The sequence below is a fragment of the Extensimonas soli genome (assembly GCF_029211265.1).
GTDB lineage: Bacteria > Pseudomonadota > Gammaproteobacteria > Burkholderiales > Burkholderiaceae_C > Extensimonas > Extensimonas soli.
Genome location: NZ_JARGEL010000028.1, coordinates 1 through 25,081 on the forward strand (window position 1 = coordinate 1; position 25,081 = coordinate 25,081).

Sequence of the window (25,081 nt, forward strand, 5' to 3'; positions counted from 1 at the left end):
CCTCGCACTATCTCTTCGTCGCTGATCTCGTCTGGTTTCATCACGTTGCCCTCCTGGCGTTGCTGGCTTACCCTCTATTGGGACACATCAGTTTGAATCGCACCCCTCTTGCAAGACGGCTTCGCATCGGTCCCGCCAGGCGCCCGCAGGGATACGGGCACCGCGGCATCAATGGAACTGCTCTTCCTCGGTCGAACCGGTCAGGGCCTTCACGCTGGAGCTGCCCCCCTGGATCACGGTGGTCACGTCGTCGAAGTAGCCCGCACCCACTTCCTGCTGGTGCGACACGAAGGTGTAGCCCTTCTCGCGCGCTGCGAACTCGGGCTCCTGCACCATTTCGGTGTAGTGCTTCATGCCTTCGCCGCGGGCATATGCGTGGGCGAACTGGAAGGTGTTGAACCAGTTGATGTGAATACCGGCCAGGGTGATGAACTGGTATTTGTAGCCCAGCGCGGACAACTCATCCTGGAACTTGGCAATGGTCTTTTCGTCGAGGTTCTTCTTCCAGTTGAAGGAAGGCGAGCAGTTGTACGACAGCAGCTTGCCGGGGACGGCGGCATGCACGGCCTGGGCGAATTCGCGCGCAAAGCCGAGGTCGGGCGTGCCGGTTTCGCACCACACCAGGTCAGCGTAGGGCGCGTAGGCCACGCCACGGCTGATGGCCTGCTCCAGACCGTTCTTGACGCGATAAAAACCTTCCTGGGTGCGCTCGCCGGTCAAGAAGGGTTTGTCGTTGGCATCGTGATCGCTCGTGATCAGGTTCGCGGCCTCGGCGTCGGTACGGGCCAGCACGATGGTCGGCACGCCCATCACGTCGGCAGCAAAACGCGCGGCAATCAGCTTCTCGATGGCTTCTTGCGTGGGGACGAGCACTTTGCCGCCCATGTGGCCGCACTTCTTCACGGCGGCCAACTGGTCTTCGAAGTGCACGCCAGCCGCACCTGCAGCGATCATGTTCTTCATCAGTTCGAAGGCATTGAGCACACCACCAAAGCCGGCCTCGGCGTCTGCCACGATGGGCAGGAAAAAGTCGATGAACTCCGGCGAACCAGGCTCGATGCCGCGGCTCCACTGGATTTCGTCGGCACGCTTGAAGGTGTTGTTGATGCGGCGCACCATGGTCGGCACCGAGTCATAGGCGTAGAGCGACTGGTCGGGGTACATGGTTTCGCTCGTGTTGCCGTCGGCCGCCACTTGCCAGCCCGACAGATAGACGGCTTCCAGCCCGGCCTTGGCCTGCTGCATGGCCTGACCTGCGGTGATGGCACCAAAGGCATTGACATAACCTTTTTTGGCACCGCCGTTGATCTTTTCCCACAGCTTTTCGGCGCCGCGCTGCGCGAGGGTGTATTCAGGCTGCAGCGAGCCGCGCAGCCGCACCACGTCGGCGGCGGTGTAGCCGCGCTTGACGTTTTTCCAGCGCGGGTTGCTCGCCCAGTCTTTTTCCAGGGCTTCGATTTGCTGTTGGCGGGTCAATGTGGTGCGAGATTGCGACATGAAATCACTCCGTGGGTTGGGAACAGGTCGGGCAGCAAGAAGTGCGCCGACAAGCTCTACTGTAAGTCTTCTATAAGACCCGAACAACATCTTATGTCTTATACAAGACAAAATTTTTTGTATTGAAAAACAATTACTTATCGCACAGTTTTCTCAATAAGAAAAAACATTTCTCATATCGAGAAATTTTGCGGCAATGCAGCATTTACTTTTCCCGCATTGCGAAAAGTAATTCTCATGATTCAGGATTGCCCAAGGTGCGCGGTCGCTCGGTAACCGTGCGCGTCAGCCATGCAAGGGCCGTGCGCTCACGACGACGCCATCGGCATCGGCATAGAGCCAGTCGCCTGGGCGTATCCAGACGCCCTGGATGCGCACCGCGACATCGCGCAGGCCGGTGTTGCGTTTTTCCGTCGGCATGGGCATCAATCCGAGTGCGCGTATGCCCACAGCAGCGGCGTTGATTTCAGCGAGGTCGCGCACGCAGCCATCGACCACCACGCCCGCCCAGCCGTTGCGCGCCGCAGCAGCGGCCAGGTTGCCGCCGACCAGGGCGCGGCGCAGCGAGCCGCCACCATCGATGACGAGCACGCGCCCCTGCCCCGGCGCATCGAGGGCCGCCTTGACCAGGCTGTTGTCCTCGAAACATTGCACCGTGCTCACCGGGCCGCAAAACGCCGCCACGCCACCAAAGTGCTGGAACACCGGCGGCAGCACGCGGAAGGCGCCGCTGTCGTCGCCTTTGTGAGCGTCGCAGAAATCACAGGTACTGAATGCACAAGCGGAGCTGGTCGTCATGGAATGAAGCCTTTCGTCATGAGAAAAACGCGGGCGATTGTCCTGCAGACAGGCGCTGCGCTGAGGGCGCATCGGCGCCTTTTGCCGATTTTCTGTCCCTTTTTTCACACAAATGGGGGCTTGCGGGGGTTGTCTCGCGTAGGAAAAGGGCTGAATTCCCTATAGGATTGAACATTGCCAGCAACAGACCCGGTCAGACCCGGTTGGCGCTGGCCCAATCCACATCCAACAAGGAATCCCGAGATGGCAACAGCGAAAAAAGCCCCGGCCAAGAAGGCCGCCGCAAAAACCCCCAGCGTCAGCCAAGCGCCTGCCAAGACACCCAAGGCCAAAACTGCCGCGCCGGCCAAGAAGCGCACCCCGAACGCCGCCTTCATGAAGCCCCTCACGCCCAGCCCCGCACTGGCCGCCATCGTGGGCTCGACTCCGTTGCCGCGCACCGAGATCATCAGCAAATTGTGGGTCTACATCAAAGCCCACAACCTGCAAGACGCAGAGAACAAGCGCAACATCAACGCCGACGCCAAGCTGCAGCCGTTTTTCGGCAAGAAGCAGGTCTCGATGTTCGAGCTCGCTGGGCTGGTGGGCAAGCACGCGTCCTAAGCCTTCACCGGGCACACCGCCCGGCACACGCGACACAAAGGCCGGCTCTGCCGGCCTTTTTTGTGGGTTTCGAAGAAATATTAATAGGAATGACTCTCATTTGTAATATTATCTCCTCCTGAGCCGTGCGTCCTCGCTTTTTCAGCAGCTATTACCGGACAGCAAGACCGGCGCATTCCATTCTTTTGCAAGGAGATCCGCTTGACACCGCCCACGCCACCTCATGCTTCGATGGCATTCGCCACCATGCTGAACCCCCGCTCGGAGGACGCTTCCCTGTCAACGGCCCCCCTGACTTGGAGCGACACAAGTCCAGCGCCGGAAAAGCTGCTCGGCGCCCTGATGCTGGCCGCATCGGCATCCATGGGCGCGTGGGCGCAAGAGGCCAGCGACGCCGGCAGCCCCACCCTCTCCACGGTCACCGTGCGCGAGAGTGTGCAAGTCCAGGCCAAGGACACGCTCAAGGTGGAAAAAACGCGCATCGGCAAAGGCGAACAGGAGCTGCGTGACATCCCGCAGACCGTGACGGTGTTCACCGAAAAGCTCATGGCCGACCGCAACCAGGATGACCTGCGCGACGTGCTGCGCAGCACTGCTGGCGTGACCTTCCAGGCTGGCGAGACGGGCGAAGAGGACGTGCGCATGCGCGGCTTTTCGCTGCTGCAGGCGGGCGATCTTTACATCGACGGCATGCGCGACGCGCCGCTGTACGAGCGCGACACCTTCAACGATGACCGTGTGGAGGTGCTCAAGGGCTCGGCTTCTATGCTGTTCGGCAAGGGTTCGACCGGTGGCGTGGTGAACCAGGTCAGCAAAATGCCCCTGCTGATGGACCAAAAAGAGGTCAGCTACACCTTTGGCACGGGGCGTGAGCATCGCCTCACGGGCGACTTCAACATCCAGACCGGCAAGGACGCCGCGCTGCGCCTCAATGCTCTGGTGCACAACGAATACAACTCTGGCGCTTTCAAGAAAAAGCGCGGTATCGCGCCCACCTACAGCTGGGGCATAGGTAGCGCGGATGAATTTTCGGTCGGCGCGTACTACCTCGAAGTGCATGGCAGGCCGCTTTACAACCATCCGTGGCTCCTGAGCAGCAAGGGCACCATCATCCCGACGCTGCCGGCGCGCAATTACTATGGGCTGGCGAGCGACTACCTCGACACTTCGGCCCAGTACGTGAGCTTTTCGCACACGCACCGCTTCGAGGACGAGGGCTTCAACGCCGACGGCACGCTGCAAACGCGCCTGCGCCATGGCCGCTACGAGCGCGACCTCTGGGCCAGCGCGATCCGCTTCGCGCCGGGCACGACGCTCGCCAACCTCAACCCCGACACCGTCATCAGCCGCACGCCCAAAGGCCGCGTGGGCATCAGCGAACTGACGCAGCTGCAAAGCGACTACAGCCGCAATTTTTCGTGGTTCGGCAAGAACAATGCCATCCTCGCAGGGCTGGACTATTACTACGACGATGCACGGCGCAACCAGAATTTTGCAGGCCCGGCGAGCGGCCTGAACACGACGGTAGGCACGCCCAACGACGGCGCCTGGCGGCCCGACACGCGCGGCAACCCCGTCTTCAACACCTATGCGGTGCACGACCTGGGTTTGTATATGCAGGATACGCTGGAGCTCACGGGCGCGTTCAAGCTCGTGGCCGGGCTGCGCTACGACCACTTCTCGGCTTCTTACCGCAGCCCCTCGGGAAAGATCAGCAACGAGCGCAACGACAACCTCTTCAGTCCGCGCCTGGGCCTGCTCTACCAGCCGAGCCCCGTGGCTTCGTACTACGTGTCGTATGGCACCTCGTACAACACCTCGGGCGACGCCTACCAATACGACATCAACCCCAGCGCCAACACGACCAAAACCGCGAATACCGGCCCCGAAAAGAGCCGCAACTTCGAAATCGGTGGCAAGTTCGACCTGTTCGAGCGGCGCGCGGCGCTGGGCGTCGCGCTGTTCTACAGCGAAAAATACAACGAGCGCAACACCGACCCCGACGTCGCCGCCGAGCAGCAGCTGCTGTCAGGCAAGCGCCACGCCGCGGGCATGGAATTCAACCTCGCCGGGCGCATCTCGCCCAAGTGGGAGGCGTTCTTCAACCACACCTGGATCCCCGACGCCAAGATCGACCAGAGCAACCAGGTGCTCGCCGCCAACGGCGGCGGCGCGCAGGTGCAGGGCGACCGCCCCGCGCTCACGCCCAGGCACAGCGGCAGCGTCTGGACGACCTACGCCCTCACGCCCGGGCTGCGCCTGGGCGGCGGCCTGAACTACCGCGGCCGGCAAAACCCCGAAGGCGCACGCAACGTCACTGCGCCCGGCTTTGCCACCATCGATGCGATGCTCGAATACACCATCGACGAGAAGAATTCACTCAAACTCAACGTGAGCAACCTGGCCAACAAGCTCTACGCCGACACGCTGTACCGCGGCTTTTACGCCCCCGGCCCGGCGCGCGCGGCGCAGCTGACGTTCAAAAGCCGCTTTTGACGCACTTCTGACCCGTTTCTGACCCGCACCATGTTCCTGCACATTCCCCGCATCCTGGACGCCGAAGATCTCGCCACGGCGCGCCGTCTGCTCGGCCCCGACGCGCCCTGGATAGACGGGCGCAGCAGCGCCGGCGCGCAGGCGCTGGCCCAGAAAAACAACGCGCAGCTCGCGCAGGCCAGCCCCCAGGCGCAGCAACTGCGCACGCTGGTGCTTTCGGCATTGCAGCGCGCGCCGCTGTTTTTCTCGGCCGCGCTGCCGCAAAAGATCTTCAACCCGCTGTGCAACCGCTACAGCGGCGAGAGCAACTTCTACGGCCCGCACACCGACGGCGCGGTGCTGCACTCACAGGCCACGGGGCAATGGGTGCGCAGCGACATCTCGTGCACACTGTTTCTGAGTGCGCCCGACGAATACGACGGCGGCGAGCTGCTGATCCAGCAGGCGCAGGGCGAGCGCCGCATCAAGCTGCCCGCGGGCGACCTGATCCTTTACCCCGGCAGCACCGTGCACCAAGTCACGCCCGTGACGCGCGGCGCGCGCCTCGCGAGCTTTTTCTGGGTGCAAAGCATGGTGCGCTCGACCACGCAGCGCGAGCTGCTCTACGACATGGACATGCACCTGCTCGCGCTGCGCCAAAGCCTGGGCGAGAGCGACCCCGCCGTGATCGGCCTCACGGGCACCTACCACAACCTGCTGCGCCTGTGGGCCGACACCTGAAAATGTCCTGAAAAATATCATTTCGATAGCTGCTTGTGCTTGATGGATAAGCACTGGAGCCCAATTTAGCTTGAAATTCAACCATGTCCACCACGCCGCAAAGGCACCCCCTGCCCGCCGACCTCTTCACCCTGGCCGACCATGAGCGCCATGCGCGCGCACGCCTGGATGCGCCGGTCTGGGCCTACTTCAGCGGTGGCGCGGCCGACGAGATCACGCTGCGCGCCAACCGCAGTGCCTGGGACGCGCTCACGCTGGTGCCGCGCGTGCTGCGGCCGCTCGCGGGTGGACACACGCGCTGCGAGCTGCTCGGGCGCACGCTCGCGCACCCCATCATGCTCGCACCCGTGGCGTTCCAGCGCCTCGCGCACCCTGACGGCGAACTGGCCACGGCCTACGCCGCCGCAGCGCTGGGCGCGGGCCTGGTGCTCAGCACGCAGGCGAGCCAGCCGCTCGAAGCCGTGGCCCAGGCCATGCTCGGCGACGCGGGCCGCGGCCCGCTGTGGTTCCAGCTCTACCTGCAACCCGACCGCGGCCACACGCGCGAACTCGTGCAGCGCGCCGAAGCCGCAGGCTACGAGGCGCTGGTGCTGACCGTCGATGCCCCGTGCAGCGGCGTGCGCGAGCGCGAGTGGCGCGCCGGCTTTCGCCTGCCGCCCGGCATACGCGCGGTGAATCTGCCTGCGGCGGCTGCGCCCTCGGCCTCTGGCGGAACCGACCCCAGCAACGGCGCCCCAGCGGGCTCCAGCGCCCTGTTCGACGGCCTGCTGCGCCATGCCCCAACCTGGGACGACGTGCAATGGCTACAGTCCAGCACGCGCCTGCCCGTGCTGCTCAAAGGCGTGCTGCACCCCGAAGACGCGCGCACCGCGCTGGCGCATGGCGTGGCCGCCGTGATCGTCTCGAACCACGGCGGACGCACGCTGGACACCACGCCGAGCACGGCCAGCGTGCTGCCGCGCATCGCCGACGCCACGGGCGGCGCGCTGCCGCTGCTCGTGGACGGTGGCATCCGCCGCGGCACCGACGTGCTCAAGGCCATCGCCCTGGGCGCGCGCGCCGTGCTCGTGGGCCGCCCCATCGTCTGGGGGCTGGCCCACTCGGGCGCGGCCGGCGTCGCGCATGTGCTGCGCCTGCTGCGCGACGAATTCGAAGCCGCAATGGCGCTTACGGGCTGCGCCACGCTCGCGCAGGCCGGGCGCGAGATACTTGCGGATGCTGAAAATTTCTGCTCCAGCACAGCAAATGAGACATATTCTCATTAATAATCGGTGCCGAACACCACGACGAGACATGCCTCATGAAACCACTCTCCATCATCACGCTCAGCCTGATCCTGGTGGCCGGCTCGGCCTGGTGGATCCTGCGCAAATGATTTTGATGTTTTTCGGCTGCTAGCAGCCTGTCGGACTTTGGGCGTCGATAGCGAGAATGGGCCCCAGCGAGGCCAGTTTTTGCCGGATTCGCTGCCCCATAGCGGGACTATGGGGCAAGAAGACGGTAAAAAATGGGCCGCTGCGGCGCATTCGCAGCCGACGATTCCAAAGTCCGACAGGCTNCAAAAATCCATCGGTTTTATCTGTCGCATCAAGCGTCGAACACTACACTAGCCCAGATTCCACCTGCGTTGGCAGCTCACTTTTTCATGTTTGAATCGCATTCTTTTCCAGCGCCTGCGGGCGCCCGCCGCAAGGCTGTGGTCGCGCTGCTGGTGTTGCTGCTGCACGGCGCGGCGCTGTGGGCCTTGCAATCGGGCCTGCAGCGCCAGGCGCCGCCCGCGCACGAGCCTTTGATCGTGCCGGCCGAGCTGCTGAGCCAAGTCGCCACCCCACCTGCCCCGCCCGTGCCGCAAAGCACCCCGGCGCCCAAGCCCGCCATCACCCCGCCCGCGCGGCCCACGCCAGAAAAGCCGCGCCCCACGCCACGCCCCCAGCCGGCGCCCAAGGCCCAACCCGCACCGGCCACACAAGCCCCATCGGAACTCGCTGCCGCGCAAGCTTCGACCGCGCCTGCGCCCGATGCACCCGTGGCGCCACATGCAGACGCAGCTGCAGCCGCGCCAGCCCCTGCGGCACCGCCCGCCGCGCCGGCGCCGCCGCGCACCGAACTGCCCTCGAGCAACGCCGCCTACCTCAACAACCCCAAGCCGCCCTACCCCGCCGTCAGCAAGCGCATGGGAGAGCAGGGCAAGGTGGTGCTGCGCGTGCTCATCAGCGCCGAAGGGCTGCCGCAAAAGGTCGAAATCAGCCAATCCAGCGGCTACGACCGGCTCGACCGCCAGGCCCAGGAGGCCGTGCAGCACTGGCGCTTCGTGCCCGGCAAGCGCAACGGCGTGCCCGAGGCCATGTGGACGCTGGTGCCCATTCAATTCGCTCTGGAGTGAGAGACTACTTCGATAGGCAACATACCCCGCGCCATGGCCCTTTGGGTTGCTGTCAGAGGCGATGTCTGCGGCGTTGCAGCGCTTGTCCAGGCCTCCAGCATGGACGGCGCGCTGCGCCTTGCATCCATCCGCCCCTGACCGCAACGCGGGGTATGTTGCCTATCGAAATAGCCTCAAAGGAGAATTTTCATGGAATCCCAATTCGGCATCGCCAACCTCTGGGCACAGGGCGACGGGGTGACGCGCGGCGTCGCCGTGCTGCTGCTGCTCATGTCGCTGGCCTCGTGGATCGTCATCCTGCTCAAGGCGTGGGATGTGCTGCGGCTGCGCCGGCACGCGCGCGCGGCGCAAGATTTTTGGCGCAGCGAAGACTTCAGCGCAGGCCTCGCACGCCTCGGTGACGATCCGGGCAATCCCTTTCGCCAACTCGCCCAGGCCGCGCAGGAAGCCAGCGCACACCACGCGCAAGCCAGCCTGCAAGACCAGCTCGACCGCAGCGAGTGGATCACGCGCAGCCTGCGCAACCACCTCGACGACTGCGGCGCGCGCCTGCAATCGGGCCTGGCCATTCTGGCCTCGGTGGGCTCGACCGCGCCTTTCGTGGGTCTGTTCGGCACGGTGTGGGGCATCTACCACGCGCTGCTGGCCATAGGCAGCACGGGCCAGTCGACCATAGACAAGGTCGCAGGCCCCGTGGGCGAGGCGCTGATCATGACGGCGTTGGGCCTGGCGGTGGCGATTCCGGCCGTGCTCGGCTACAACGCCCTCGTGCGCGGCAACAAGGCCGTGCTGCACCAGCTGCGCCGCTTCACGCACGACCTGCACAGCTACTTCGTCGCCGGCAGCCGCACCGCCACTGCCTCCGGGGCCGAGGCCGCCGGCAAAGTGCTGCCCCTCAAGAAAGGCGCATGAGCATGGCGTTCGGAATCCAGGACGATGCCTTCGGCGACGGCGACGACGAGGTCATGAACGAGATCAACATGACGCCGCTGGTCGACGTCATGCTGGTGCTGCTCATCATCTTCATCATCACCGTGCCCGTGATGAAGCACTCGGTCAACGTCGAGCTGCCGCGCGCAGCCAACCAGCCAGAAGTCGTGCAGCCGACTACCGTGCGCCTGAGCGTCGCCGCCGACGGCCGCTATTTTCTGAACGGCACGCCGGTGTCGGACGAGGCGCTGCCTGCGCTGCTGCAGGCCGAGGCCGCCCGGCAGCCGCAGCCCGACCTGCACCTCAGCGGCGACCGCGCCGTGCGCTACGAGCGCGTGGCCCAGGCCATGGCGCTGGCGCAGCGCGCAGGGCTGCGCAAGATCGGCTTCGTGATCGAGCCGCAAAACCCTTGACAGAAATAGGCAAAGGAGCGTAGGGCCATTGACATCGCACGACATGGCTTTATCTACAATGCCCGCGTCTCTACACAGACCCAGAAGGAGCCATCGATGAACCAACCCCTCTCCACCCTGAACCCCGCACAGGTTTTTGACCTGTCCGCGCAGGAGCAGCGCCGCAAAGTGCTGCGCAACACCTACTGGCTGCTCGCGCTGAGCCTGCTGCCCACGGTGCTCGGCGCCTGGCTGGGCGTGGCCACGGGCATCACGCAAATGCTGCACGGCGGGCTGGGGCTGATCGTCTTCATGGCCGGCGCGTTCGGCTTCATGTTCGCGATCGAAAAAACCAAGCACTCGGCCGCCGGCATCGCCGTGCTGCTCGCCTTCACCTTCTTCATGGGCCTGATGCTTTCGGGCCTGATCGGCATGGTGCTGGGCTTCAGGAATGGCGTTTCGCTCATCACCACCGCATTCGCAGGCACGGCCGGCGTGTTCGTCGTCATGGCGACGCTCGCGAGCGTGATCAAGCGCGACCTCTCGGGCCTTGGGCAATGGCTGTTCGTGGGCGTGCTCGTGCTGCTCGTGGGCAGCGTGGTCAACCTGTTCGTGGGCTCCACGGCGGGCATGCTGGCGATCTCGGTCGCGGCGATAGGTCTCTTCAGCGTCTATATGCTGTACGACCTCAAGCAGATCATCGACGGCGGTGAAACCAACTACATCAGCGCCACGCTGGCCCTGTACCTGGACTTGTTCAACGTGTTCCAGAGCCTGCTTGCGCTGCTGGGCATCTTCGGCGGCGAACGCGACTGAGCGGCTGCTTTTTCCATCCCAGCAAAAGGCTCCGCAAGGGGCCTTTTTGTATTACAGGTTCAAGTCCCGCAGCCCTTTGTCGATAATCCAGGCAATGCCTCGCCCCGCCATCCATCTTTTCAAGCCACGCCTCCTGCTCGTCGCCGCGTTCGGGCTGCTGCTCGCCGGTTGCGACATTCCGGGCCTGGGGCCCGATCCGCGCATTGCCCAGCGCGAGGCCGAGGCGCAGGCCATAGGGGCGGCCTGCCGGCATGCGCAGCGCAGCCTCGAAGACTGCTACGCGCTCAACGCCAAGGCGCCCAAGGCTGCCGTCTTTGCGGGCTGGAAGGACATGGACCAGTACATGCGCGACAACAAGATCGAGGGCATCCCGCCGCAGCTCAGCAAGAGCATTCCGCCAGCGAACGGCGAAGCCAGCGGCAACACCGAAGCGCCTCCCGCGGCGGACGCGGCCAGCAAGTCTTAACCCACTTAGGCCAGGAACTTCAGCCCGGCGCTTCAGACCGGCGGCTCGGGCGCTTGGGTCGAATCGGGCAACTCGAACACCGCCACGCTCTCCACATGCGCCGTGTGCGGAAACATGTTGACCACGCCCGCGGCCGCGCAGCGATAGCCCGCGAGGTGCACCAGCAGGCCCGCGTCGCGCGCGAGCGTCGCGGGGTTGCAGCTCACATAGACGATGCGCCGCGGCGGCGTCCAGCCTGCGGCTGCGGCGGGCAGCGGCGCGGCGCCCTCTGCACCCTGGCGGGCCTGCGCGATGTCGGCCAGCGCCTTGGCAAGCGCAAAAGCCCCTTCGCGCGGCGGATCGACCAGCCACTTGTCGGCCCCGCCGTCGGCTACGAGCTGCTCGGGCGTCATCTCGAACAGGTTGCGCGCTACGAAATTCGTATCTGCTAGCGCTTGTCCCATCTGCCTCAACGCCTGATTTTTCTCATAATTTTCACGCGCCCGCGCAACCAGTGTTGTGCTGCCCTCCACACCCAGCACCGCACGCGCCTGCGTGGCCAGTGGCAGCGTGAAGTTGCCCAGGCCGCAAAACCAGTCGATCACACGCTCGTGCGGCCGCACGTCGAGCAGGCGCAGCGCGCGCGCGACCAGCACGCGGTTGATGTGCGGATTCACCTGCGTGAAGTCGGTCGGTCTAAAGGGCATGGTGATGCCGAACTCGGGCAGGCGGTACGCCAGTTCCTCGCCGCCTTCGTCGAGCAAATGCACCGTGTCCGGCCCCTTGGGCTGCAGCCACCATTGCACGTGGTGCTCTGCGGCAAAGGCGCGCAGCCGCGCGAGGTCGGCCGGCGAGAGCGGCTGCAGGTGGCGCAGCACCAGCGCCGTCACGGTGTCGCCGCAGGCGAGCTCGATCTGCGGGCAGCTGTCGCGCGCATCGAGCGCGGCCACGAGCGCGCGCAGCGGCAGCAGCAGGGCGCTCACGTGCGCGGGCAGCACGGGGCAGACCTGCATGTCGGCCACGTAGCGGCTCTTGCGCTCGTGAAAGCCGATCAGCACGCCGCCCTTTTTCGCCACATAGCGCACGGACAGGCGTGCGCGGTAGCGGTAGCCCCAGGCCGGCCCTTCGATGGGGCGCAGCACCACGTCGGGCCGCACCTTGCCCAGATGCCAAAGGTTGTCTTCGAGCACGCGCTGCTTGATCGCGACCTGCGCGCCGGGGTGCAAATGCTGCATCTTGCAGCCGCCGCAGGCACCCGCGTGCAGGCCGAAATGCGGACAGCCGGGCTGCACGCGCTGCGACGAGGGGCGGTGGATGGCCGTGAGGCTGGCCTGCTCCCACTGGTTCTTTTTGCGGTAGGTCTGCGCGCTCACGAGCTCGAAGGGCAGCGCACCTTCGATGAACACCACCTTGCCGTCGGGCCGGTGCGCGACGCCCTGCGCCTCGAGGTCGAGCGACTCGACAGCCAGCCAGCCTTCTGGCAACGGATCGGGCAAGAGATGAGGGGCGCCCGCAATGGCGTTGGCGGGCATGGATGGGAGGGCGTTTGCAGACGTTTCACTCATGCTGCGATTGTCTCAGACCGCTTTTCGGAACCTTTTTGCGCCAGCCTTGAAGCCAGCCTTGAAATCGGCAGCCTGCGCCCCATCTCTGTGCACGTTGTTCCATCCATAAAAAATCGACATGTCCGACAACGCACCCAACAATCCCCCATCCGACACCTCCGCGGCCACGCCGACGGAAGAAACCATGGCTGCGCACACCTCCGACGAGATCGCGCGCCTGCAGGCCGAACTGGCCGAGCTCAAGGCCAAGAGCGCCGAGCTCGCCGACCAGTTCCTGCGCGCCAAGGCCGAGGCCGAAAACGCCCGCCGCCGCGCCGAAGAAGAAATCGCCAAGGCGCGCAAGTTCGGCATCGAGAGCTTTGCCGAAAGCCTGCTGCCCGTGGCCGACAGCCTCGAAGCGGCACTGGGCGTCAAGGAGGCTACGCCGCAGCAATTGCGTGAAGGCGCCGACGCCACGCTGCGCCAGCTCGCTGCGGCCCTGGAGCGCAACAAGGTGCTCGCCATCCAGCCCGCGGCGGGTGAAAAGTTCGACCCGCACCGCCACCAGGCCATCAGCATGGTGCCCGCCGCGCAGGAGCCCAACACCGTCGTTAGCGTGCTGCAAAAGGGCTACCTGATCGCCGACCGTGTGCTGCGCCCCGCGCTCGTGACCGTGGCGGCGCCCAAATAAAAAAACGGCAATAAAAAACGGCAATCAACCTGCAATAAATCCGCCCCTCTGACTTGAAGCTCAGGCGCTGATCCACAAGTTACGAGCCAAGCAAACCATATTTCAGTTTCAACGGGAGAATTCAACATGGGAAGAATCATCGGTATTGACCTCGGCACGACCAACAGCTGCGTGGCCGTCATGGAGGGCAACACCCCGCGCGTGATCGAAAACAGCGAAGGCGCGCGCACCACGCCGTCCATCGTGGCTTATCAGGAAGACGGCGAAATCCTGGTCGGCGCCGCTGCCAAGCGCCAGGCGGTCACCAACCCCAAGAACACGCTGTATGCCGTCAAACGCCTGATCGGCCGCAAGTTCGACGAAAAAGAGGTGCAAAAGGACATTCACCTGATGCCCTACCAGATCGTCAAGGCCGACAACGGCGACGCCTGGGTCGAGGTGCGCGGCCAGAAGCTCGCCCCGCCGCAGGTCAGCGCCGAAGTGCTGCGCAAGATGAAGAAAACCGCCGAGGACTACCTGGGCGAGCCCGTGACCGAGGCCGTGATCACCGTGCCGGCCTACTTCAACGACGCCCAGCGCCAGGCCACCAAAGACGCCGGCCGCATCGCCGGCCTGGAAGTCAAGCGCATCATCAACGAACCCACCGCAGCGGCGCTGGCCTTCGGCCTCGACAAAACCAGCAAGGGCGACCGCAAGGTGGCCGTGTATGACCTGGGCGGCGGCACCTTCGACATCTCCATCATCGAAATTGCCGACGTCGAAGGCGAAAAGCAGTTCGAGGTGCTCTCGACCAACGGCGACACCTTCCTCGGTGGCGAAGACTTCGACCAGCGCATCATCGACTACATCATCACCGAGTTCAAGAAAGAACAAGGCGTTGACTTGAGCAAGGACGTGCTGGCGCTGCAACGCCTCAAGGAAGCCGCCGAAAAGGCCAAGATCGAGCTCTCGAACTCCACCCAGACCGACATCAACCTGCCCTACATCACGGCCGATGCCTCTGGCCCCAAGCACCTCAACATCAAGCTCACGCGCGCCAAGCTCGAAAGCCTGGTGGAAGAGCTGATCCAGCGCACGATCGAGCCCTGCCGCATCGCGATCAAGGACGCCGGCGTGTCCGTGTCCGACATCGACGACGTGATCCTCGTGGGCGGCATGACGCGCATGCCCAAGGTGCAGGAAAAGGTCAAGGAATTCTTCGGCAAGGAGCCGCGCAAGGACGTGAACCCTGACGAAGCCGTGGCCGTGGGCGCAGCCATCCAGGGCCAGGTGCTCTCGGGTGAGCGCAAGGACGTGCTGCTGCTCGACGTGACGCCGCTGTCGCTGGGCATAGAGACCCTGGGCGGTGTCATGACCAAGATGATCGCCAAGAACACGACCATCCCGACCAAGTTCGCGCAAACCTTCTCCACGGCCGAGGACAACCAGCCCGCCGTGACCATCAAGGTCTATCAGGGTGAGCGCGAGCTCGCGAGCGGCAACAAGCTGCTGGGCGAGTTCAACCTCGAAGGCATCGCCCCGTCACCGCGCGGCCTGCCGCAGATCGAGGTGACCTTCGACATCGACGCCAACGGCATCCTGCACGTGAGCGCCAAGGACAAGGGCACGGGCAAGGAAAACAAGATCACCATCAAGGCCAACTCGGGTCTGTCGGAAGACGAGATCCAGAAGATGGTCAAGGACGCCGAGCTCAACGCCGCCGAGGACAAGCGCAAGGTTGAACTGGTACAGGCCCGCAACGAAGCCGATGCCGCCATCCACAGCGTCAACAAGAGCCTGGCCGAGCATGGCGACAAGCTCGACAGCGCCGAGAAGGACAAGATCACAGCGGCGATCAAGGAGCTCGAAGACGCCATCAAGGGTGACGACAAGGACACCATCACAGCCAAGACCGCCGCCCTGATGAGCGCAAGCCAGAAGCTCGGCGAAAAGATGTACGCCGATGCCCAGGCGGCACAAGCTGCGCAGGCAGCAGGTACGCAAGCAGGCGGCGGCGCGGCAGGCGCATCGTCGGCCCATGCAGACGATGACGTGGTTGATGCCGAAGTGAAGGAAGTCAAGAAAGACTGACCTGCGCAGTAAGCAGCACTCCGCGTTTGAGTGACGATTCACCGCCGCGCCAGGCCCTCGCAAGAGGCGGGCGCGGCGTTTCCATGTTCCACCCCGGCCCTGAAACATGTCCAAAAGAGACTATTACGAAGTCTTGGGCGTTCCCAAGAATGCTTCCGAAGACGAGATCAAGAAAGCCTACCGCAAGCTGGCCATGAAGCACCACCCCGACCGCAATCAGGGGGATGCCGGCAAGGCTGCCGAAGAAAAGTTCAAAGAGGCCAAAGAGGCTTACGAGATGCTGTCCGACCCGCAAAAGCGCGCGGCCTACGACCAGTACGGCCACGCCGGCGTCGATCCGAACATGCGCGGGCCCGGCGGCGGGGAAGGCTTCGGCGGCTTCGCCGAAGCCTTTGGCGACATTTTTGGTGACATCTTCGGCCAGAGCCGGCGCCCCGGCGGCGGGCGCCAGGTCTATCGCGGCAGCGACCTGAGCTATGCGCTCGAGATCACGCTCGAAGAAGCTGCCCACGGCAAGGACGCGCAAATCCGCATCCCCGCATGGGAAGGCTGCGACACATGCCACGGCAGCGGTGCCAAGCCGGGCACCAGCGCCAAGACCTGCAGCACCTGCGGCGGCAGTGGCACGGTGCAGATGCGCCAGGGCTTTTTCAGCGTGCAGCAGACCTGCCCGCACTGCCGCGGCTCGGGCAAGATCATCCCCGAGCCCTGCCCGAGCTGCCACGGCCAGGGCCGCTTGAAGAAGCAAAAGACGCTCGAAGTCAAGATCCCTGCGGGCATAGACGACGGCATGCGCATACGCAGCACCGGCAATGGCGAGCCCGGCGTCAACGGCGGCCCACCGGGTGACCTCTACATCGAAATCCGCATCAAAAAGCACGAAATCTTCGAGCGCGACGGCGACGACCTGCACTGCCAGGTGCCCGTGAGCTTCATCACGGCGGCGCTGGGCGGCGAAATCGAAGTGCCCACACTCGACGGCAAGGCCGCGATCGACATCCCCGAAGGCACGCAGGCAGGCAAGCAGTTCCGCCTGCGCGGCAAGGGCATCAAGGGCATACGCTCGAGCCATGCCGGCGACCTGTATTGCCACATCACCGTAGAAACGCCAGTCAAACTGACCGAACATCAGCGCAAACTGCTGCGTGAACTCGATGAATCGCTCAAGAAAGGCGGGCATCGCCATTCGCCCAGCGCGCAAAGCTGGACCGACCGGCTGAAGAACTGGTTCAGTTGAGCTTTTGCCACGCCGGTGTGGCCGGCGCCTGTTGCCGCGCTCGTTACCATCGGGGGCGAAAGGACTCCTCCCCATGACGGTCAATATCAGCTTTCTCGGTGGCGCTGCCACGGTCACCGGCTCCAAATACCTGGTGCACTACGACGGGCGCCGTCTGCTCGTCGATTGCGGCCTGTTTCAAGGCTACAAGCAGCTGCGCCTGCGCAACTGGCAGCCCCTGCCCGTGGCGCCCGCCGAAGTCGACTCCGTGGTGCTGACCCACGCGCACCTGGACCACAGCGGCTACCTGCCGCTGCTTGCGCGCGACGGCTACCACGGCCCCGTGCACAGCACCTCGGGCACGCGCGACCTGTGCGCCATCCTGCTGCCCGACAGCGGCCATTTGCAGGAAGAAGACGCGGCATTCTTGAACCGCCACCAGCTGAGCGAACACACGCCCGCGCTGCCGCTTTACACCCAAATCGACGCGCAGCGCTGCCTGAAGCAATTTCGTGCCCACGCGTTCCATCAGCCATTCGAGCCGATTTCCGGCTGGCGCGTGCGCTTCATGCCGGCGGGCCACATCCTGGGCGCAGCCAGCGTGCTGCTCGAAGTCGGCGGGCGTCGCATACTGTTCTCGGGCGATCTCGGCCGCCCGGACGATCTCATCATGAACGCCCCCGAGGCGCCCCCGCAGGCCGACACCGTGCTCGTCGAATCCACCTACGGCGACCGCGAGCACCCGCCCACCGACATCCTGCAGGAGCTCGGCCCGGCGCTGCAGCGGCTCGCCGAGCGTGGCGGCGTGGCCGTGGTGCCGGTGTTTGCCGTAGGCCGGGCGCAGACCGTGCTGCATGCGATCCACATGCTCAAGGCGCGCAAAGCCATCCCCGCTTCGCTGCCCGTCTTTCTCGACAGCCCCATGGCCGTGAGCACCACGGGGTTGTTCGAAAAGCACCTGGGCGAGCACCGCCTGAACCTGCGCCAGTCGCAGGCGCTCTCGCGCGAGGCCACCATGGTGCAGACCACCGACGAATCCAAGGCCCTCGCACGCCGCCACGGCCCCATGGTGATCCTGTCCGCCAGCGGCATGGCCACGGGTGGGCGCGTGCTGCATCACCTGGCGCTGTACGCGGGCGACCATCGCAACATGATCATCATCACGGGCCACCAGGCGCCGGGCACACGCGGCGCACGCATTGCGGACGGCGAAAAGCGCATCCGCATCTTTGGCCAGGAAGTGGACATCCGCGCCGAAGTGGTGGCGCTCAGCTCCGCCTCGGCGCACTCGGACGCCAACCAGACGCTGGCCTGGTTGCGCAGCATGGAGCACGCGCCCCAGCAGGTGTACGTGGTGCACGGCGAGCCGGGCGCCGCAGACGCTTTGCGCGGGCGCATCGCCCACGAACTGCGCTGGCGCGCCAGCGTGCCCGAGCACGCCAGCACCTGCCCGGCGTGAGCAGGGTTTGCATGCACCTGCCGACTGCCACTCTGTGCCCATGACGCAGCGCCGATGTTTCGCTCCGCGTCCTAAAATCGCTTTTTCCCCACACCAAGACCTTCTCGAGAACCATCCATGGGACGCACCCTCTACGACAAAATCTGGGACGAACACGTCATAGACACCGAGGAAGACGGCACCGCCCTGCTCTACATCGACCGGCACCTGGTGCACGAAGTCACCAGCCCGCAGGCCTTCGAAGGGCTGCGCCAGGCCGGACGCAAGGCATGGCGCATCAGCTCGGTCGTCGCCACGGCCGACCACAACACCCCGACCACGGGCTGGGAGCGGGGCTACGACGGCATTGCCGACCCGATCAGCAAGGAGCAGATCACCACGCTGGACGCCAACATCGCCGAATTCGGCGCGGCGGCGTTCTTCCCCTTCATGTCCAAAGGCCAGGGCATCGTGCACGTGATGGGCCCCGAGCAAGGCGCCACGCTGCCCGGCATGACCGTGGTCTGCGGCGACAGCCACACGAGCACGCACGGCGCCTTTGGCGCGCTGGCGCACGGCATTGGCACTTCAGAGGTCGAGCACGTGCTCGCCACGCAGACGCTGCTGGCCAAAAAGGCCAAGAACATGCTCGTCAAGGTCGAAGGGCCGCTTGCGCGCGGCGTCGGCGCCAAGGACATCGTGCTCGCCATCATCGGCAAGATCGGCACCGCCGGCGGCACGGGCTACACGATAGAGTTCGCCGGCTCGGCGATGCGCGCACTCAGCATGGAAGGCCGCATGACCGTGTGCAACATGGCGATCGAAGCCGGCGCACGCGCCGGGCTCGTGGCCGTCGATGACAAAACCATCGAGTACGTCAAAGGCCGCCCGCTCGCGCCCACGGGCGCCGAATGGGAGCAGGCCGCGGCCTACTGGCGCACGCTGCACTCCGACCCCGACGCGCAGTTCGACCGCGTGGTTGAACTCGACGCGGGCAGCATCGTGCCGCAGGTCACCTGGGGCACGAGCCCCGAAATGGTGCTCGGTATCGATGCGCGCGTGCCCGACCCCGACAAGGAAAAAGACGCCAACCAGCGCAATGCGATCGAGCGCGCGCTGACCTACATGGGCCTCACGCCCGGCAAACCCATTGCCGACATCCACATCGACAAGGTCTTCATCGGCTCGTGCACCAACAGCCGCATTGAAGACCTGCGCGCTGCCGCCGCAGTGGTCAAGAAATTGGGACAGAAGGTCGCGAAAAACGTCAAGCTTGCAATGGTCGTGCCGGGCTCGGGCCTGGTCAAGGAACAGGCCGAACGCGAGGGCCTGCACGAAATCTTCCGCGCCGCCGGCTTCGAGTGGCGCGAACCCGGCTGCTCCATGTGCCTGGCCATGAACGCCGACCGGCTCGAGCCCGGCGAGCGTTGCGCGAGCACCAGCAACCGCAATTTCGAAGGCCGCCAGGGCGCGGGCGGGCGCACACACCTGGTCAGCCCCGCCATGGCCGCGGCGGCCGCCATCCACGGGCACTTCGTCGATGTACGCCAATTCGCTTGAGGCTTCCACCATGAAAAAAACGACTACTGCTGTCCTCCTTGTCCTGCTGGGTTTTGTGCTCAGCGGCTGCAACACCATCCAGGGCATGGGGCAGGACGTGCAGAAAGCCGGCAACGCCATCGAGCGCGCCGCCAAGTAAGAACCTGTGCCAAGCCCCAGAGACATCGCCATGCAGAAATTCACCGTGCACCAGGGGCTCGTCGCCCCGCTCGACCGTGAAAACGTCGATACCGACGCCATCATCCCCAAGCAGTTCCTCAAGTCGATCAAGAAAACGGGCTTTGGCCCGAACCTGTTCGACGAGTGGCGCTACCTCGACCACGGCGAGCCCGGCATGGATCCGGCCAGCCGCAAGCCCAACCCCGACTTCGTGCTCAACCAGCCGCGCTACCAGGGCGCGTCCATCCTGCTGGCGCGCAAAAACTTCGGCTGCGGCTCGAGCCGCGAGCACGCACCCTGGGCGCTCGAGCAATACGGCTTTCGCGCGCTGATCGCGCCGAGCTTTGCCGACATCTTCTTCAACAACTGCTTCAAGAACGGTCTGCTGCCTATCGTGCTGCCCGAAGGCATCGTCGACCAGCTCTTCGATGAAGTGGCGGCCTTTCCCGGCTACGAGCTCACGATCGACCTGCAGCGCCAGGTCGTCGTGCGCCCGCAAGGCGAAGAAATCCCGTTCGAGATCAACGCCTTTCGCAAATACTGCCTGCTGGGCGGCCTCGACGACATCGGCCTCACGCTGCGTCATGCGGACAAAATCCGCGCTTACGAAGCGCAGCGCCTGGCCACCAAGCCCTGGCTCGCACACACGCTGCTCGCCTGAATTAGTAGTAAAAATAGCCTCTAGCCAATATAAATCAAGCGCTAGTAGCTATCAATAAAGAAGTATTTCATGAAAATCGCGATCCTCCCCGGGGACGGCATAGGCCCCGAAATCATGGCCGAAGCCGTCAAAGTCCTGCAGGCGCTCGGCCTGCGCTTCGAGATGGAAACAGCCCCCATCGGCGGCGCCGCCTACGAGGCCGCCGGCCACCCGCTGCCCGAGACCACGCTGCGGCTCGCGCAGCAGGCCGACGCCATCCTGTTCGGCGCCGTGGGCGACTGGAAGTACGACAAGCTCGAGCGCCACTTGCGCCCCGAGCAGGCCATCCTGGGCTTGCGCAAGCACCTCGGACTGTTCGCCAACTTCCGCCCCGCGATCTGCCACGAACAGCTCGTGGGCGCCTCCAGCCTCAAGCCCGAGCTCGTCGCGGGTCTGGACATCCTCATCATCCGCGAGCTCACGGGCGACATCTATTTCGGCCAGCCGCGTGGGCGCCGCAGCGCCCCCGACGGCGCGTTTGCGGGCGCCGAAGAAGCTTTCGACACCATGCGCTACACCCGCCCCGAGATCGAACGCATCGCCCGCGTGGCCTTCGAGGCCGCGCGCAAACGCGGCAAAAAGGTCACGAGCGTCGATAAAGCCAACGTGCTCGAAACCTTCCAGTTCTGGAAGGACGTGGTCACCGAAGTGCACCAGGACTACCCCGACGTCACGCTCGAGCACATGTACGTGGACAACGCCGCGATGCAGCTCGTCAAGGCGCCGAAAAACTTCGACGTGCTCGTCACCGGCAACATGTTCGGCGACATCCTGAGCGACGAGGCTTCCATGCTCACCGGCTCGATCGGCATGCTGCCCTCGGCCTCGCTCAACGACAAAGGCCAGGGCCTGTACGAGCCCAGCCACGGCAGCGCGCCCGACATCGCGGGCAAAGGCATTGCGAACCCGCTCGCCACCATCCTGAGCGCGGCCATGATGCTGCGCTTTTCGCTAGCGCAGCCAGCCGCCGCCGAACGCATCGAGGCCGCCGTCAAACAGGTGCTGGCCCAGGGCCTGCGCACCGCCGACATCTGGAGCGAAGGCACGACGCGCGTGGGCACACGCGAAATGGGCGACGCGGTGGTCAAGGCGCTGCAAAACCATTGAGGCGCGCGCAGCAAGGATCCTAAAATGCGGCAAACCTCTGCCCAACCCTAGCTACAGCCGCCGCCCATGTCCACCCAAGCCGCACCAGACGCAGCCACGGCAGCGTCTGCCTCTGGGCCTTTCGCCGTCGCCATGATCGCGCGCCAGGCCATCGTGAATACCCAGCAGGCCGTGATTGGCCATGAGCTATTCAACCGCGCGCGCTCGAGCGGCGAACACACGGCGACCAGCGACGTGCTTCTCATGTTCACGGCCTTGTCGCACACGGGCGCCGAGGAACTGCTGGGCAACAAGCTCATCTTCATCAACTGCACGCACGAAACCCTGGCCGGTGGACATCTGGATCTGCTGAACCCGGACAAGGTGGTGCTCGAGATTCCCCCACTGGGCCACACCGCCGTCGATGAGGTCAACGCCCGCCTGCCCATCCTGAGCGCCTTGCGCGAACGCGGCTTTCACCTGGCCTTCAACCACACGGTGCTCGAATCGGCCTACGCGCCCTGGCTGCCGCTGGCCGATTACATCAAGCTCGACCTGTCCGTGCTCGCCCCCGACCAGCTGGCCGTGCTCGTGCGCTACGCCGGGCGGCACTCCAAGGCCGAACTCATCGCCGAAAAAGTCGAAACCGCACAGCAGTACGACTTTGCCGCAGGCCAGGGCATCGCGCTCTTCCAAGGCTATTGGTTCGCACGTCCGGCAGTCATAGAAGCGCGCGTACTCACCCCTGCCCAAGCCTGCATCATCGAGCTCATCAACAAGGTACGCCAGCAAGCCAGCACGGAAGAAATCGAAGAGGTGCTCAAAAAAGACCCGAGCCTGGCCTTCAACCTGCTGCGCCTGATCAATTCGGCAGGCTTCGGGTTGCAGCATGAAATCACCTCGCTGCGCCAGGCAGTGCTGCTGCTGGGCCTCAAGAAGCTGTTCCGCTGGGCTGCTTTGCTGTTCACGGCCACGCGCGCCAGCGGGGCTCCGTCCTCCCTAGGACACACCGCCGTCGTGCGTGGCCGGCTCATGGAACTGCTGACATTGGAAATTCTTTCCCAGGAAGATGCCGACCAAGCCTTCGTCACAGGAATTTTCTCTTTGCTCGACGTGATGCTCGGCATGCCCATGGAAGCTGCCCTGGGCCTGCTGAATCTTCCTGCCGTCGTCGTAGCAGCATTGCTGCGGCACGAGGGCACCCTGGGCGACCTGTTGACGCTGGCCCAAGCCTGCGAGATGAACGACGATGCCGCCTTCGACCGCGCCGCGCACAACCTGCGCCTGACGAGCTCGCAAATCAACCTTGCACACCTGCAGGCATTGGCCTGGGCCGACCAGTTCAGCGAGCAGTAGCGCTCAAGCACAACCAGGTCGCGCGTCGTGGCATGGGCCATAGAATGCCGCTTTCCTGGCCCCTCACTCCGCACGCCATGCCCAGCCCTCACACCACAGACACAGCAACCGCAGACACAGCGGCGACAGAAAATGTAGCCGCCATGGAAGCTGCCGAAGCCACGAATCTGGCCATCATCGCGCGCCAGCCCATCGTCGATGCGCAGCGTGCCGTCTATGGCTACGAGCTGTTCGACCGCACCACGGCCTCGGACCACCATACGGCCGCCAGCGACGCGGCCTTGTTGTTCAATGCGCTGTCCAATGCAGGCACTGAAGCACTGGTCGGCAAAAAAACGGTGTTCATCAACTGCACGCACGAAAGCCTGGCAGGCGGCCACCTGGAGCTCGTCCACCCCGAAAAAGTGGTGCTCGAGGTACCGCCGCTCGCGGGCGAGGCCTCGGCGGAGGACATCGAGGGGCGCGTTGCCACGCTGCAGGCCCTGCGCCAGCGCGGCTTTCGCCTCGCTTTCGACCAGCAGGTGCTGCGCCGCCCCTACGCCAGCTGGCTACCGCTGGCGAGCTTCGTCAAGCTCGACATGCAAGCCTTCAAGCCGGAACTCGCTGCGCCGCTGGTGCAATTCGCGCGTGCGCACAGCCAGGCCACGCTCGTCGCCGAAAAAGTCGAAACCGCAGAGCAATTCCAGCGCATGGCAGACCTCGGCGTGACGCTGTTCCAGGGGTTCTGGTTCGCGCGCCCCGTGCTGGTGCAGACCACCATCGCCCGCCCCTCGCAAGCCATCACCATCCAACTCATCAACCTGGTGCGCAAGCAGGCCAGCACGGCGGAGATCGAGGAACTCCTCAAGCGCGACCCGGCCCTGTCCTTTAACCTGCTGCGCTACATCAACTCCTCGGGGTTCGGACTGTCGTGCGAAGTCACCTCGTTTCGCCATGCGGTGATGATCCTCGGCCTGAAAAAGCTGTTCCGCTGGGCGGCGCTGCTTTTGACGACCTCGCGCGCTGGCGGCCCGCCACCCGTCGTGGGCACCACCGCCGTGGTACGCGGCCGGCTCATGGAACTGCTCGCCGCCGAATTGCTGCCCCCCGAGGAATGCGATAACGCCTTTGTCGTGGGCGTGTTTTCGCTGCTCGACGTCATGCTCGGCATGCCGCTGGAAAAAGCCCTGGAGTCCGTGGCTTTGCCGGATTCCGTGACCGAAGCACTGCTGCATGGAAAAGGGGTGTTCGCGCCTTTTCTCGAACTCACCAAAGCCTGCGAAAGCGGCGACGAGGAGACCTTCGCGCGCCTCGCGCAGGAATTGCATCTCACCAACCGGCAGGTCAACTGGGCGCATCTGCAGGCCCTGACCTGGGCCGAAAGCCTGGACGAAGCAGCGGCCTGACGCGCGGCCGCGGGCCGACCGTCAGCCCGCCGAACGCACCCAGCGCACGATGTCGGCCGCACCCAGCGCGCCCGAGATGCGCGCCACCTCGCGCCCGCCGCGAAACAAAATCATGGTCGGGATGCTGCGAATACCGTAGCGTGCAGCGATGTCCTGCTGCGCTTCGGTATTGAGCTTTGCCAGGCGCACTTCGGGCTCGAGCTGGCGCGCAGCCTCGGCAAAGGCTGGCGCCATCTGGCGGCACGGCCCGCACCAGGGCGCCCAGAAGTCGACCAGCACAGGAATCTGGTTGCGCCCGATATGGCGCTCGAAGCTCTGTGCGTCGAGCTCCAGCGGCGCGCCCGTGAACAGCGCTTGGTGGCATTTGCCGCAGCTGGGCGCGCTGCGCAGCTGCGTGGACTGCACGCGGTTCGTGGTGTGGCAATGAGGGCAAACGATGTGCAAGGCTTCGGTCATGGTGGTCGGGTAGTCGTGGGGTGGATCGCTGCCTTGCATATCGGGTTGCCGGCGCGTGGTTCAATACCAATCCCTACGCCCCCTATCCATAGCGAATTTTCATCGCCAGGATGGCCCCCGCCAGCGCGAGCGTGACCGCATTCGCGGCGACGAGGGGCCAGGCCTGCAGCAGCAGGCCATAGACGAGCCACAGCGCAATGCCCACGGTGAACGCGGCGTACATGCCCAGCGAAATGCCCCGCACGTCGCGCGTGCGGAAGGTGTGCAGGGCCTGCGGCACGAAGCTGCAGGTGGTGAGCGTGGCGGCAAGGTAGCCTATCCAATCCGTCCAGTGCATAGC

25 protein-coding genes are annotated in these 25,081 nt (G+C 64.8%); 19 read left to right on the forward strand and 6 right to left on the reverse strand.

Going from position 1 to position 25,081, the window contains the following annotated elements:
- Positions 1 to 168: 168 nt before the first annotated feature.
- Together aceA and rraA are read right to left on the reverse strand one after the other, a co-directional pair.
- The gene (gene aceA, locus PYV55_RS12815) at positions 169 to 1,497 is read right to left on the reverse strand and encodes an isocitrate lyase (protein WP_275851838.1); all 1,329 of its coding nucleotides are present in this window, start codon (positions 1,495 to 1,497) and stop codon (positions 169 to 171) included.
- A 285-nt stretch (positions 1,498 to 1,782) separates the two neighbouring features.
- Complete coding sequence (rraA, locus tag PYV55_RS12820; protein WP_275851842.1) at positions 1,783 to 2,295, reverse strand: ribonuclease E activity regulator RraA; 513 nt, start codon at positions 2,293 to 2,295, stop codon at positions 1,783 to 1,785.
- 243 nt (positions 2,296 to 2,538) lie between these two features.
- On the opposite strand from rraA, the gene PYV55_RS12825 reads away from it, so the two are divergent.
- The 9 genes from PYV55_RS12825 to PYV55_RS12865 all read left to right on the forward strand — a co-directional run bounded on the left by PYV55_RS12825 (position 2,539) and on the right by PYV55_RS12865 (position 11,101).
- Positions 2,539 to 2,898: an SWIB/MDM2 domain-containing protein gene (locus PYV55_RS12825; protein ID WP_275851845.1), complete on the forward strand. Its 360-nt coding sequence runs from the start codon at positions 2,539 to 2,541 to the stop codon at positions 2,896 to 2,898.
- A 246-nt stretch (positions 2,899 to 3,144) separates the two neighbouring features.
- Positions 3,145 to 5,394 carry a TonB-dependent receptor gene (locus tag PYV55_RS12830; protein WP_275851848.1) on the forward strand — a complete coding sequence of 750 codons (2,250 nt, stop codon included), beginning with the start codon at positions 3,145 to 3,147 and terminating at the stop codon, positions 5,392 to 5,394.
- A gap of 30 nt (positions 5,395 to 5,424) precedes the next feature.
- Positions 5,425 to 6,114, forward strand: coding sequence for a Fe2+-dependent dioxygenase (locus PYV55_RS12835; RefSeq protein ID WP_275851851.1), 690 nt, complete (start codon positions 5,425 to 5,427; stop codon positions 6,112 to 6,114).
- An 83-nt stretch (positions 6,115 to 6,197) separates the two neighbouring features.
- Positions 6,198 to 7,379, forward strand: a complete 1,182-nt coding sequence (locus PYV55_RS12840; protein ID WP_275851853.1) for an alpha-hydroxy acid oxidase — start codon at positions 6,198 to 6,200, stop codon at positions 7,377 to 7,379.
- Positions 7,380 to 7,759: 380 nt separating this feature from the next.
- Entirely contained in the window at positions 7,760 to 8,497 is a 738-nt protein-coding gene (locus PYV55_RS12845) for an energy transducer TonB (RefSeq protein WP_275851855.1), read from the forward strand.
- A 189-nt stretch (positions 8,498 to 8,686) separates the two neighbouring features.
- Positions 8,687 to 9,409 carry a MotA/TolQ/ExbB proton channel family protein gene (locus tag PYV55_RS12850; protein WP_275851857.1) on the forward strand — a complete coding sequence of 241 codons (723 nt, stop codon included), beginning with the start codon at positions 8,687 to 8,689 and terminating at the stop codon, positions 9,407 to 9,409.
- A gap of 2 nt (positions 9,410 to 9,411) precedes the next feature.
- Complete coding sequence (locus tag PYV55_RS12855; RefSeq protein ID WP_275851860.1) at positions 9,412 to 9,840, forward strand: ExbD/TolR family protein; 429 nt, start codon at positions 9,412 to 9,414, stop codon at positions 9,838 to 9,840.
- Between the two features lie 96 nt (positions 9,841 to 9,936).
- On the forward strand, positions 9,937 to 10,635 hold the full coding sequence (locus PYV55_RS12860; RefSeq protein ID WP_275851862.1) for a Bax inhibitor-1 family protein: 699 nt from the start codon (positions 9,937 to 9,939) through the stop codon (positions 10,633 to 10,635).
- Between the two features lie 94 nt (positions 10,636 to 10,729).
- A complete protein-coding gene (locus PYV55_RS12865) occupies positions 10,730 to 11,101 on the forward strand; it encodes a hypothetical protein (protein ID WP_275851864.1) in 372 nt (123 codons plus the stop codon).
- Positions 11,102 to 11,133: 32 nt separating this feature from the next.
- On the opposite strand, the gene rlmD is transcribed toward PYV55_RS12865, so the two are convergent.
- Together rlmD and PYV55_RS12875 are read right to left on the reverse strand one after the other, a co-directional pair.
- Positions 11,134 to 12,645 carry a 23S rRNA (uracil(1939)-C(5))-methyltransferase RlmD gene (rlmD, locus tag PYV55_RS12870; protein ID WP_407066805.1) on the reverse strand — a complete coding sequence of 504 codons (1,512 nt, stop codon included), beginning with the start codon at positions 12,643 to 12,645 and terminating at the stop codon, positions 11,134 to 11,136.
- A gap of 12 nt (positions 12,646 to 12,657) precedes the next feature.
- A complete protein-coding gene (locus PYV55_RS12875) occupies positions 12,658 to 12,831 on the reverse strand; it encodes a hypothetical protein (protein WP_275851866.1) in 174 nt (57 codons plus the stop codon).
- Between PYV55_RS12875 and grpE the strand changes: the two genes are divergently transcribed.
- The 10 genes from grpE (at position 12,764) to PYV55_RS12925 (ending at position 24,285) form a co-directional block, all read left to right on the forward strand.
- A complete protein-coding gene (grpE, locus tag PYV55_RS12880; RefSeq protein ID WP_407066806.1) occupies positions 12,764 to 13,315 on the forward strand; it encodes a nucleotide exchange factor GrpE in 552 nt (183 codons plus the stop codon). The genes PYV55_RS12875 and grpE overlap by 68 nt on opposite strands.
- A gap of 126 nt (positions 13,316 to 13,441) precedes the next feature.
- Positions 13,442 to 15,385 carry a molecular chaperone DnaK gene (gene dnaK / locus PYV55_RS12885; RefSeq protein ID WP_275851869.1) on the forward strand — a complete coding sequence of 648 codons (1,944 nt, stop codon included), beginning with the start codon at positions 13,442 to 13,444 and terminating at the stop codon, positions 15,383 to 15,385.
- Between the two features lie 106 nt (positions 15,386 to 15,491).
- Positions 15,492 to 16,622, forward strand: coding sequence for a molecular chaperone DnaJ (gene dnaJ / locus PYV55_RS12890; RefSeq protein WP_275851871.1), 1,131 nt, complete (start codon positions 15,492 to 15,494; stop codon positions 16,620 to 16,622).
- A gap of 73 nt (positions 16,623 to 16,695) precedes the next feature.
- Positions 16,696 to 18,060 carry an MBL fold metallo-hydrolase RNA specificity domain-containing protein gene (locus PYV55_RS12895; protein ID WP_275851873.1) on the forward strand — a complete coding sequence of 455 codons (1,365 nt, stop codon included), beginning with the start codon at positions 16,696 to 16,698 and terminating at the stop codon, positions 18,058 to 18,060.
- Positions 18,061 to 18,177: 117 nt separating this feature from the next.
- A complete protein-coding gene (gene leuC / locus PYV55_RS12900; protein ID WP_275851875.1) occupies positions 18,178 to 19,599 on the forward strand; it encodes a 3-isopropylmalate dehydratase large subunit in 1,422 nt (473 codons plus the stop codon).
- Positions 19,600 to 19,609: 10 nt separating this feature from the next.
- Positions 19,610 to 19,738: an entericidin A/B family lipoprotein gene (locus tag PYV55_RS12905; RefSeq protein WP_275851877.1), complete on the forward strand. Its 129-nt coding sequence runs from the start codon at positions 19,610 to 19,612 to the stop codon at positions 19,736 to 19,738.
- Between the two features lie 30 nt (positions 19,739 to 19,768).
- A complete protein-coding gene (gene leuD, locus PYV55_RS12910) occupies positions 19,769 to 20,419 on the forward strand; it encodes a 3-isopropylmalate dehydratase small subunit (RefSeq protein WP_275851880.1) in 651 nt (216 codons plus the stop codon).
- A 69-nt stretch (positions 20,420 to 20,488) separates the two neighbouring features.
- Positions 20,489 to 21,565 (forward strand): 3-isopropylmalate dehydrogenase, encoded by a 1,077-nt coding sequence (gene leuB / locus PYV55_RS12915; protein WP_275851883.1) that lies wholly within the window; start codon positions 20,489 to 20,491, stop codon positions 21,563 to 21,565.
- A gap of 66 nt (positions 21,566 to 21,631) precedes the next feature.
- On the forward strand, positions 21,632 to 22,900 hold the full coding sequence (locus tag PYV55_RS12920; RefSeq protein WP_275851885.1) for an EAL and HDOD domain-containing protein: 1,269 nt from the start codon (positions 21,632 to 21,634) through the stop codon (positions 22,898 to 22,900).
- 143 nt (positions 22,901 to 23,043) lie between these two features.
- The gene (locus PYV55_RS12925) at positions 23,044 to 24,285 is read left to right on the forward strand and encodes an EAL and HDOD domain-containing protein (protein WP_275851887.1); all 1,242 of its coding nucleotides are present in this window, start codon (positions 23,044 to 23,046) and stop codon (positions 24,283 to 24,285) included.
- Between the two features lie 21 nt (positions 24,286 to 24,306).
- Here PYV55_RS12925 and trxC read toward each other — a convergent pair whose 3' ends face one another.
- On the reverse strand, positions 24,307 to 24,741 hold the full coding sequence (gene trxC / locus PYV55_RS12930) for a thioredoxin TrxC (protein ID WP_275851889.1): 435 nt from the start codon (positions 24,739 to 24,741) through the stop codon (positions 24,307 to 24,309).
- Between the two features lie 82 nt (positions 24,742 to 24,823).
- Positions 24,824 to 25,078 (reverse strand): SemiSWEET transporter, encoded by a 255-nt coding sequence (locus PYV55_RS12935; RefSeq protein WP_275851891.1) that lies wholly within the window; start codon positions 25,076 to 25,078, stop codon positions 24,824 to 24,826.
- Between the last annotated feature and the right edge of the window lie 3 nt (positions 25,079 to 25,081).